The 11,193-nt window shown below is 47.7% G+C and carries 12 protein-coding genes; all 12 read left to right on the plus strand.

Annotated elements, in window-relative coordinates; translation table 11 throughout:
* The 12 genes from trmD (at position 1) to ACESLK_RS23145 (ending at position 10,999) form a co-directional block, all read left to right on the plus strand.
* A complete protein-coding gene (trmD, locus tag ACESLK_RS23090; RefSeq protein WP_373232064.1) occupies positions 1–777 on the plus strand; it encodes a tRNA (guanosine(37)-N1)-methyltransferase TrmD in 777 nt (258 codons plus the stop codon).
* Positions 778–1,057: 280 nt separating this feature from the next.
* Positions 1,058–1,402, plus strand: a complete 345-nt coding sequence (gene rplS / locus ACESLK_RS23095) for a 50S ribosomal protein L19 (RefSeq protein WP_373232065.1) — start codon at positions 1,058–1,060, stop codon at positions 1,400–1,402.
* 78 nt (positions 1,403–1,480) lie between these two features.
* Positions 1,481–2,221: a signal peptidase I gene (gene lepB / locus ACESLK_RS23100; protein ID WP_373232066.1), complete on the plus strand. Its 741-nt coding sequence runs from the start codon at positions 1,481–1,483 to the stop codon at positions 2,219–2,221.
* A 58-nt stretch (positions 2,222–2,279) separates the two neighbouring features.
* Positions 2,280–3,143 carry a ribosome biogenesis GTPase YlqF gene (gene ylqF, locus ACESLK_RS23105; RefSeq protein WP_373232067.1) on the plus strand — a complete coding sequence of 288 codons (864 nt, stop codon included), beginning with the start codon at positions 2,280–2,282 and terminating at the stop codon, positions 3,141–3,143.
* Between the two features lie 143 nt (positions 3,144–3,286).
* Positions 3,287–4,720, plus strand: coding sequence for an FAD-binding protein (locus ACESLK_RS23110; RefSeq protein ID WP_373232068.1), 1,434 nt, complete (start codon positions 3,287–3,289; stop codon positions 4,718–4,720).
* Positions 4,721–4,723: 3 nt separating this feature from the next.
* Positions 4,724–5,269, plus strand: coding sequence for an MFS transporter (locus tag ACESLK_RS23115; protein ID WP_373232069.1), 546 nt, complete (start codon positions 4,724–4,726; stop codon positions 5,267–5,269).
* Positions 5,270–5,297: 28 nt separating this feature from the next.
* Positions 5,298–6,617 (plus strand): sensor histidine kinase, encoded by a 1,320-nt coding sequence (locus ACESLK_RS23120; RefSeq protein WP_373232070.1) that lies wholly within the window; start codon positions 5,298–5,300, stop codon positions 6,615–6,617.
* 17 nt (positions 6,618–6,634) lie between these two features.
* Entirely contained in the window at positions 6,635–7,285 is a 651-nt protein-coding gene (locus ACESLK_RS23125; protein ID WP_373232071.1) for a response regulator transcription factor, read from the plus strand.
* A gap of 28 nt (positions 7,286–7,313) precedes the next feature.
* Complete coding sequence (locus ACESLK_RS23130; protein ID WP_373232072.1) at positions 7,314–7,754, plus strand: hypothetical protein; 441 nt, start codon at positions 7,314–7,316, stop codon at positions 7,752–7,754.
* 275 nt (positions 7,755–8,029) lie between these two features.
* Positions 8,030–8,563 carry a TetR/AcrR family transcriptional regulator gene (locus ACESLK_RS23135; protein WP_373232073.1) on the plus strand — a complete coding sequence of 178 codons (534 nt, stop codon included), beginning with the start codon at positions 8,030–8,032 and terminating at the stop codon, positions 8,561–8,563.
* A 94-nt stretch (positions 8,564–8,657) separates the two neighbouring features.
* Positions 8,658–9,608: an SDR family NAD(P)-dependent oxidoreductase gene (locus ACESLK_RS23140; RefSeq protein WP_373232074.1), complete on the plus strand. Its 951-nt coding sequence runs from the start codon at positions 8,658–8,660 to the stop codon at positions 9,606–9,608.
* A 419-nt stretch (positions 9,609–10,027) separates the two neighbouring features.
* A complete protein-coding gene (locus ACESLK_RS23145; RefSeq protein WP_373232075.1) occupies positions 10,028–10,999 on the plus strand; it encodes an MBL fold metallo-hydrolase in 972 nt (323 codons plus the stop codon).
* Positions 11,000–11,193 lie beyond the last annotated feature (194 nt).

Consider the following 11,193-nt stretch of genomic DNA (forward strand, 5'->3'; position numbering starts at 1 on the left):
ATGCGGATTGATGTGTTGACATTATTCCCGGAAATGTTCGCGGGTGTTTTCGGTACAAGTATTCTAGGGAAAGCTAGGGACAAAGGAATCGTCTCGCTTTCCACGGTTAATTTCCGCGACTTCTCGGGCAATAAGCATAATACCGTTGATGATATGCCTTATGGGGGCGGAGGCGGAATGGTGCTTAAGGCAGAGCCAATCTTCGGAGCTGTAGAGCATTTGTTAAGCGAAATACAGGAAGAGAAGAAGCCTCCTCGTGTCATTCTCTTATGTCCTCAGGGTGCCACATTCTCGCAACAGAAGGCTCAGGAGTTATCGGAGGAATCACACCTAATATTCATCTGCGGTCACTACGAGGGCTATGACGAACGTATACGGGAGTTTCTTGTGACGGACGAGCTTTCTATAGGAGATTATGTCCTAACAGGCGGCGAAATTCCTGCTATGGTCATCATTGACTCTGTCGTGCGGCTGCTCCCTGGCGTGTTAGGCAACGAAACATCGGCGATTACGGATTCGTTCAGCGAGGGGTTGCTGGAATATCCGCATTATACGCGTCCTGCGGAATTTCGCGGATGGAAGGTCCCAGACGCCTTATTATCCGGCCATCATGCAGAAATCGCCAAATGGCGCAGACGTCAATCGCTGCAGCGAACGCTTACGAGACGACCCGAGCTGCTCCAGCAAGCAGAATTGACGCCTGAAGAACGTAAATGGTTGAACACAGAACGGAAAACACGGGAAGCTGTGAAGAATGAGTGTAAAACGGATAGCTGAGGGGACTCGGGCGGCAGCTTGACCTGTATTACATACAGTTGTTTTTACAGTTTGATTTCGCGCTGAAAGGTAGCCGATCCGTGTTATAACTAACTTATGGTTGTAATTCACGCTTTTATGTGATAAAATTTCAAATGTTGTTTTGTGTAACCTCTGCGACTCTGAATGGAGTTAATAGACGGTAAGACAAAAGTAGGACGGTCCGCTGCACGCCATGATCCGAATGAGAGCATTCGGGGAGCGGGGTACGAACGTCTGTTATGGAAGGAGTGAAAACTCTATGAGTATCCTTATTCAAGCGATTACACAAGAGCAGCTTCGCAAGGACATTCCTAATTTCCGTCCAGGCGATACGCTTAAAGTGCATGTAAAAGTCGTCGAGGGTTCCCGTGAGCGCGTACAGCTGTTCGAAGGCGTTGTAATCAAACGTCGCGGCGGCGGAATCAGCGAAACATTCACGGTTCGTAAAATTTCTTATGGCGTTGGTGTTGAACGTGCTTTCCCGGTACATTCCCCGCGTTTAGAGAAAATCGAAGTGGCTCGCCGCGGTAAAGTTCGTCGCGCGAAACTGTACTACTTGCGCAACCTGCGCGGTAAAGCAGCACGGATCAAAGAAATTCGATAATTTGCGTCAAAGGAGGGCTTGGCTTAAGTTCAAGTCCTCCTTTTTGCATTTTCTAAAGAAAGTTAGAGGCGGTTACGAATGGAACATCTTCGGAATAATAAACCAAACGAATCGGCCGAGCTAGGAACAAATCCTGTTGCCGATGAACAAGCGATTAACAATGATCAACCGGATCAGCTGCATGAAACGCACTCAGGAGATTCTGATTCAGGTAACCCTAGTTCAGGGGAACCCAAGAAGCCTTCCCGTGCGGGTAACGAAATAACGGAATGGATCAAGGCGCTAGCGATAGCCGGCTTGCTCGTATTCGTCATTCGGTGGCTGCTCGTTAGTCCATTTATCGTTGACGGTCCGTCCATGCAGCCGAACTTCTGGGATCGGGAACGGATTATTGTTAACAAAATCTTGTATGATATCCGTCAGCCTGAGCGCGGAGAAGTCATTGTATTCCATGTTCCGGACGAGGGACGGGATTTCATTAAACGCGTAATCGGCTTGCCGGGAGAAACGGTTAAAGTCGAGGGCGACACTATATACATAAATGGGAAGCCGCTTGAAGAGAATTACTTAAAGGATGCTCATGAGAAGGCTCACGCAGCAGGAGTCTTATACAATAGTAACGAACCCGACCGCAGCAACTTCCCGAACAGCAGGAATCCGGATGGCCTCGTGCCGGAGGGGATGTTATTCGTAATGGGAGACAACCGTTCTAATAGCGAGGATAGTCGAATGATCGGCTTCATTCCCGTGGAACGCATCATTGGGCGTGCAGATCTGATCTTCTGGCCTATCAAGGATTTCAGCTTTATATCGCATTAACGCCAAGGGGGAAGAGATTCCTCCTTCGTCATGCTTTTTGGTAAGGAAGGGTGTAATCATGACCATACAATGGTTTCCCGGTCATATGACCCGGGCAAAACGTCAAATCGAGGAAAAGCTTAAATTAATTGATGTCGTATTCGAGCTGTTAGATGCAAGAATCCCGCAGTCTAGCCGCAATCCGATGATCGACGAGATAACCGGTACTAAGCCCCGGCTTATTCTGCTTAACAAAGCAGATTTGGCGGATGTAGAGATGACGGCGGAATGGAGCCGGCATTTCCGTGAACAAGGACACTCCACGCATGCGATAGATGCCAATGCGGGTACCGGAGTGAAAGAGCTTGCAGGTAAAGCAAAGGAGCTTCTTCAGGAGAAAATCCAGCGTCAAATCAACAAAGGAATGAAGCCTCGCCCCGTCCGTGCGCTTATTGTAGGAATTCCGAACGTGGGGAAATCCACATTGATCAATCGACTGGCGGGACGTAATATTGCACTCACGGGAGATCGTCCGGGTGTAACGAAGGGGCAGCAGTGGATCCGTTTCGGAGGAGAGCTGGAGCTCTTGGATACCCCGGGGATATTGTGGCCTAGATTCGATGATCCGGTTGCTGGATTTAGACTCGCGGCTACAGGAGCGATTAAGGAGCAAGTCATCGATATCGCAGAAGTTGCATGCTTCGTCCTGCGAATTCTTGTTGAACGCTACGGCTCGGTCCTTAAGGATCGTTATGGAATCGAGGAGCTTCCTTCCGAATTGCCGGATATGCAAGCGGCTATTGACGTTCTTGAAGACATTGGCCGGCGACGCGGTTGCTTAGTAAGCGGCGGGAATGTCGATTACGAGAAGGCTGCAGGGATACTTTTACGCGATCTTCGCTCGGGAAAACTCGGACGGATGACGCTTGAAGAGCCGGAGTAAACTCGTTCAGCTAAGCAAAAATAGAAATCGTGAAAATTCTATTACACAGGCTGCTTCTCAGGTGGGAAAATCTACTTGAAGGGCAGCCTGCCTGCGTTTTTGAAAGTATAGTACAATTAGAGAAAACAATGCGGGGAAATAGGATGAAAAAAGCGTTAGCATTCGCGCTGCTTGTCGGTTTGTGTATATACTCTTACATTCATACAAATTCAACGGATCAGGATCCCTATCTCATCACAGATTACAGTAAGCTTCATCCTGTTAAGGTAGAGCGGGTTGTAACGGGCAAAGAAGAACAGCAGCTGATTGAAACTATTCTGGAAGCGAAAGAAAAGAATCTTAAGGTATCCATTGCAGGGCAGAGACATAGCCAAGGCGGCCATACCTATTATGAGGACGGAATCGTTGTCGATATATCGGCCTTCAACAAAATTGTATCATTCGATCCAAGCGCTAAGAAGATTACGGTGCAGGCAGGCGCAACATGGGCAGATATCCAGGATAGAATTAATCCTTATGGCTTGTCGATTAAAACGATGCAGTCCCAAAATATTTTTACCGTTGGCGGTTCGATCAGCATTAATGCCCATGGCAGAGATATCCGGAATGGATCATTAATCAAGAGCGTGGAGTCCTTTAAGCTGTTAATGGCGGATGGACAGGTTATTCAGGTAAGCCGCAGCCAGAATCCAGAGTTATTCCGGCTGGCGCTTGGCGGCTTTGGTTTATTCGGCATTATACTAGAGGTTACATTGTCACTTGCAGAGGACGAGCTTTATACGATCTCTACGGACGTTCTCGCAAGAGAAAACTACGTTTCCTACTTCACATCCAAGGTTCTTCCCGATCGTGATGTCCACATGCATATTGCGCGTATCTCCGTTGCACCGGATTCTTATCTAACTGAGATGTATGCCATGAACTATCGTGTGGACCGCACAATGCCTCTGAAGGGAAATAATAAGCTCGCGACCAAGGAACAAGGGGTCATTCCTGCCAAGCTGTTATTCCATTTGAACCGATCCTTTGATTGGGGCAAGCAGGTGTTATGGGACTTACAAACGAGCTACTTTAAGAAGCAAGACGGCAACCGAATTAGTCGCAATAACGTCATGCGCTCAGATTCTGAGTTTATGGAGTACCGTAAAGCGGGCCGGAATGATCTGCTGCAGGAATATTTTATTCCCGTTGAAAAATTCGATCGCTTTATCGAGGTACTTGGTCCCCTGCTAAAGGAGGAAGATTTGAATCTGTTGAACATCACGGTTCGATATGTAAACCAAGATCAAGAGGCCGCGTTATCGTATGCGAGAGAGGATATGTTCGCCCTGGTGCTTCTGTTCAATGTTTCTTTAACGGATTCAGGACAGGAGAAAGCGCAGCAGGGCATTCAGCGTATTATCGACGCCGCCCTTAGGCAAGGCGGGACCTATTATCTTCCTTATGTCGCTTACCCGACCGTAAAGCAATTCCGGTCCGCCTATCCGGAACAAGCAAGCTTCTTCGATAAGAAACGGCAATACGATCCGACCGCTCTCTTCACGAATTATTTCCATGAAAAGTACAAGGGGGAGTAGCGGTTGAATACAAGTTGGCTCATTCGTTCACAAAGTATTTTTACTTTGGCTGCGGGGATGATCTATCCTTATTATTTGCTGTTTCTTAAAAACTTGGGTAACAGTTATTCTAAATACGGACTGGCCTTCGCCGTGTTTACGATAAGCTCGGCCGCTGTCTCTCAGCTCTTGTCCCATAGGCTCGATCGGTACGCCCATGCACTCCTTATTGCAAGCTCATTAGGTATGATGGTTGCTATGCTGGCATTCCCGTGGATCTCTTCCTACGCATGGGTTATTGGACTGCAATTGCTAATGGGAGCTTGCAGCGCGATGCAGAAAACGAGCGAGAAGCTGCTGATCGCGGACCATACTGCAGCGGGGTCGAGAGGCAAGCTTATTGGCTCCTATCATTTCTGGACATCGGTTGCATCGGGTATTGCGGTCATAATCGGCGGTTATTTGATCGATTGGCTGACGATTAATACGCTTTTCTATGTCAGTGCTTTGTTGTATGGCTGGAGCGCATGGGTGGTTTGGAGAAGACGGGAAAGTTTATCTAAAGCTTGATTCACCGATGGAAGGAGGACTTCACAGGATGCTTTATTATTTCTCAGTGTTATTAGCAGCAGCCCTAGTTCTCGTAGCAAGTAATCCACGAAGTGAAGTAAACCGCTGGGCGGCGATTTTTCTCGGCTGCGCATCCGTTGGAGGTTTAACCGACGAGCTGCGGGATGCCGACCTGAAGGAATGGGCTAACGCATTGCAGTTCCTTAACTTAACCTTGACTCCCTATGGGGTCCTCATATTCAGCCTTGTATATGCTGAGCTGCTCCACAGCTCAAAGTGGAAAGCGCTGTTAAAGGGCCTGTTATTGATTCCGGCCTTGGTTACGCTTGCTATTACCCCGTTCAATCCGGAACTCAATATCGATTATACGCTGCTCTTGATTTGGACTGCTCCGTATTATATAGGCGCTTGCTGTTTGCTGATTGTTTCCCTTCTGAAGGAAAATAATCGCAGCAGACGCCGCAACCGACTGGTCACAACGTTAATTATGGTACCGACATTGCTTGCTGCGCTCGTGTTTATTTATGTGGCTAAGGTCATCTTTCCGAGCTTCGAGTTTTTTCGGTATGTATCCTTTTTCCTCATCTATTCTTTTGTTGTTGCTTTACTCTGCCTGTTTGTCTATGGTGTGCTTGGCATTAAGCTGCGCATTGAACGTGATCCGCTTGATAACGCGATGAAAGCCGTAAGCACGGGAGCGAATCTGCTTAACCATACGATCAAGAACGAGATCGGCAAAATCGCGATCAGCTCGGAAAATCTGAAGCGGGCTGTATTCAAGGAGGACGAGCTGTCCCGGCAGCATTTGCAAATCATTTCCGATTCCTCGGAGCATATGCTCGCGATGGTTGAGCGGATACATAGCCGAATGAAGGATATTGTGTTAACGCCTCGGCTTTGCCGCTTGGATCAGCTGGTGGAGCAATGTATCCTGCACAATCAGCAACGGTTGGATAAGGATCGGGTGTCGGTCGATATGGACTTCTTAGCTAGACCGGATCTGATGTGCGATGCCGTGCATCTGAAGGAAGCCATCGGCAACCTGCTCGTGAATGCAGCCGAAGCCATGCCGGGCGGAGGCACGATTCAGATCGTTATCTCCGAAAATAGCAAAGGGGTTTCATTGGCGATTGAGGATACCGGAGCGGGTATTGCGGCGGATACGCTGGCTCATGTCTTTGAGCCCTTCTATAGCACGAAAAAGAGCAGCAGCAATTTCGGACTTGGCTTATCCTACGTCTACAACGTCATGCGCAAAAGCGGCGGATCTGTCGATATTGTAAGTACGGTAAATAAGGGGACAAAAATAACGCTGCATTTTCCACGGGTTAGGCGGATACACGAATGAAGGAGGCTCGCTCCGAATTGAAAAATGAACATATTAAAGTGCTTCTGGTTGAGGACGACCCGGATTGGATCAAAGCGATGACGGCTTTCTTGAATCATGAGGACGATATTCTCGTCGTTGGCGCGGCGATGCAGTCGGCAGAAGCGATCCGGCTGGCGCAGACGCTTGAGTTCGACGTCGTGCTTATGGATATACAGCTAACCACAGGCGGGATGGAAGGGATTTATACCGCGGTGGAAATGCATGATATTCATCCCGCCAAAATCATCATGCTCACATCTGTAAACGATGAGCATGTGATTACGCAAGCTTTTACGGCCGGAGCCGTTAATTACATAGATAAAACCCGCTTCAAGGAAATTCCTCAGGCGATCCGCAGCGCTTATCATCATCCGTCAGCGATGGAGGCATTGTTGAAGGAATTTTCTCGGCTCAAGCGCGAGGAACAGCTGAAGGAGCTAACCGCCGCGGAACGGGAAGTGTTCGAGCTGATTGAAGAGGGCTACACACAGCCACAAATGGAACAAAAGCTGTATAAAGCGGAAAGCACGTTAAAAAATCAGGTGAACAAAATCCTGAAGAAGCTCGGCGTGAAAAGCAGCAAGGAAGCGGTTGAGAGAGTACGCAGAAAAGGCTTGCAGCAGGGCAGGGGAAAGGACAAATCTTAGTCACTCACCAAGAAGGAGCTTAATTCTGATGTCTAAAAAATATTTTGTTATATTAGCAATTGCGTTAATGGTCGGCATTACAGGATGCTCAAACAAGTCGAAGACTCCAGACGAGTCATCATTTTCTGCAACAATTACAGCACCCAATTCATCCAAGGTAAATAAGGATTTAGTTATGGGAGCGTCTCTGAAAAACGTTTCGACTGAAGATTACGAGTTAACGCATGCAGGGGGAGTGTTTTACTTTAGCGTTAAAGACTCACAAGGAAAAAACGTGAACCAGTTTGTTATGACATTACCTGCAATAAGATCTAATTTAAAATCGCAAGATGAATTAAGAGAGCAATACTCTCATAAACTTGACACACCAGGTGTGTATGAGATCTCAGCGATTGCTAAGTTTTCCATAGGAGATGAGAAAAAGGAATACATTATTAATACAAACACTATGAAAGTCGAAGTGAAGTAGCACGGCACTCATTAATTCTAACGGGCAGTAGTATAGTCTCTTTTTATAATATACGTTCTATGGTAATCTTTGCACAAAATATAGTATTTGCATGTTACCCTATAGACGATTGCAGGGCCTAATGTGGAGAGTTGAGGGGGCCTATCTTTGTGATATAATTACTTACATGTTTATCAATAAAGGACTGGGAGGGAACAAAGATTGATATTACGCAAAATTCAGTTTCCGGCGAATCTCGCGGTCGGCCACGAAGTAACGAGGTTCATCGCAGCATTTTGGATGCAACATTGTCCTTGCTCGCCGAGTACGGCGTCGAGAAACTAAGCATAGAAATGATCGCTCAACGTGCAGGTGTCGGGAAAAGCTCAATCTACCGAAGGTGGGACAATAAGGAAGCTCTAATTGTTGAAGCACTCGAACAAATAAAGCCTGAATTCAAAGCGTCTGCAGAAGGGGATCTTAACGAGGTCTTATACGAACTTGCGCGTAATTTCGCTCAGCAGATGAATACGCCGCTTGGAAAGCAGATGCTCTCGCTGCTGATTTCAACCATATCCGGCAGTTCCCAAATATCCGAATCGTTCTGGGAAAATCATTCTCTTCCCAAGACTAAAGAAATTTCAAGTATTATTACTCAACACCGTTCTACAGAGAAGCTAAGTGATAAGGTCAATGTTGACCTGGTTTCAGATCTGTTGATTGGCTTTGTTATGTATCAATTGTTGTTTAAGCCCCCATCCACGGATTTGGATGCTTCCCTTAAACAAGGAATAGCGCTGGTCGTAAACGGCATGAGAGAACCCAAATAAGGACCTTGCAGCGATGAAGCAAGGTTTTTTTATTTGACATATACGATACGATATCGTATCGTATTGTATATAACGAAGACAGGAGATGATAATTATGAAGAAAGCCAAGAAAACCATCATCATTACAGGAGGAAATACGGGGCTCGGGTTTGAAGCAGCCCAAGTTATTGCTAGTGCTTCACATGAATGGCATGTCATAATTGCTGCACGCAGTCAACATAGAGGCAACGAAGCAGCTAATGAGTTGATCCGGATTACCGGAAATGTTAATATCTCAGCGATGGTTTTGGACTTAGCCTCGAGCTCATCCATTCATCACTTTGTCGAGCAGTTTTCAAAGGCGGAGCTTCCTCCACTTCATGTCATTGTCTGCAATGCCGGTACTCAATTTGTGCAAAGTACACAAATGACTGCCGATGGTATTGAAGCCACTTTTGGCGTGAATCATCTGGGTCACTTCATGCTTGTGCGGTTATTAATAAATCACCTTCAAGAAAACGGACGTATCGTCGTCGTAAGCAGCGATACTCATGATTTCAGCAAGAAATCCGGAATGCCGGCTCCTCGTTACGCAAGTCCCGCCATATTGGCTGATCCTGTTGAATCCGATCGGCTGCTAGGTAATCTGTCTGATTTAGCAAAAGGTCAGGTTCGCTACACCACTTCCAAGCTCTGCAATCTGTACTTTGCTTATGAGCTGTCCCGTCAAATTCAGCAATCCAAACGTTCCATCTCGGTGGCAGCATTTAATCCCGGTATGATGCCTGGCAAAGGCTCAGCCCTCACGAGGGATTATAGTCCTCTGTTACGATTTATGTGGAATAATATCATGCCGCTATTGCGTTTCGTTCGCTCCAGTATTCGCACGACCAAACAATCCGGGGCCGATCTTGCAAACCTTGTGCTAAGCGGCTCGGTCGAAAGCGGAACATACTGGGACGGTCCCCGAAAAATTGCATCTTCCGAGGAATCGTACAATCGCGAGCGTGCTGTCGAGTTATGGAAATGGAGCTCTGAAAGGCTTGAGTTGGAGGTGGAAACTTAAGGAAGGGTATAGGGGAAATTGAACGACGGATACGATAGCTGAATAAAGGTAGCGGCAGTCTAGGACTTTATATTCGCGTATTGGTCCGCCGCTCTGTTCTTTTATCAGGCCAGTCTAAATCATATATTAGAAAGCTGCCGAATTATCAATTCAAAATTTTTAACCACAAGCTTATTATTAATGGTAGTATGTTGCAATAGTTCCTACACCAAAGCGCTAACAGTGTGAGCAGCACAGGTATCGTCCATAATGTTGACGAATTAAGCAGGATTGCTATCCCGATCATACTAAGATCGTGTAAATATCGGCAGGTCGCCAGTGTCGCTTGAGTGGGGATACGACTCGCGATGTCCGCCCCGCACTGCTCGTCGGCGATGAGGACCAAGGATGCCCATCGGAAGGAGCATAAGGGTATACAAATGATTAAGAGGTATTTAAATGCAGACGGCTCTTCCAATCTCAAATCTTTAGCGGATTTGCGACAATGGCAAAAGGAGCGCCGATCGAAGAAGAAGGATTTATCTTTTCTGGTGCCCCGCGTTGAACCGGATGTGGTGCTACTTTCCGGCAACCGAGAGAAGCCGACCGTGACTTTCATTGGGCACTCGACGTTCCTTGTCCAGCTCGGTGGGCTTAACATCGTGACGGACCCAGTGTGGGCGGCGAGGATGGGTTTTGCCCGGCGGCTGACGTCGCCAGGTGTCCCAATTAAGGCATTGCCGCCGATCGACGTTGTGGTGTTGTCGCATGCGCACTACGACCACCTTCACTTAGGCAGCCTGCGCCGTCTGCCGGGCGACTTCGTCTCGCTCGTACCAGAGGGGCTCGCCGGGTGGTTCCGCCGCAGGGGCTTCCGTCGAGTCGAGGAACTCTCTTGGTGGTCCGAGAAGCGCATCGGTGGCGTAACGTTCGGCTTCGTGCCGGCCAAACATTGGACGCGTCGGACGCCGTGGGACACGAATACGTCGCATTGGGGTGGCTGGGTGATGCGCCATGGCATGGATTGTCTGTATTTCGCCGGCGACAGCGGCTATGATGGAGTCTTCCGCGAAATCGGTGAGAAGTACGGCGAGATTCGCGTTGCCTTGATTCCGATTGGGGCGTACGAGCCGGAGTGGTTCATGCGCGACTCGCATATGTCACCGGAGGAAGCGGTGCAGACATTCGTCGACGTCGGGGGGAGCATTTTCGTACCGATGCATTACGATGCCTTCCGGCTTGCGGACGATTCGCCGAAGGAGGCGTTGGACCGGCTTCTTGCCGAATGGGAACGGCGCGGATTCCCACTGGAGAGGTTGTGGACGATGGAGCTCGGACAAACAAGGTTGTGGTCTGCCGACGAGACTTACGGACAAAAGGTATTCGGTAAATCCGATCAGATACATGGTTAATCCGTTATATTAAGATGATGAAGCTTTTTAATAAATAATCTGACTTTCCTGTAAATTCTGATCGCAAAACAGTATCCCTTAAGGGCAATGTCATTTAGTTAAGGTGCAGGTCCAAATATCAAGAAAAAGAGCAGGTTATCGAAAAAGATAGCCCGCTCTTTTTTTGTACGAAAAAGAGAAATAAGACTTGACAA

It is taken from the genome of Cohnella sp., from assembly GCF_041640265.1.
In the GTDB taxonomy this organism is placed as follows: domain Bacteria; phylum Bacillota; class Bacilli; order Paenibacillales; family Paenibacillaceae; genus Cohnella.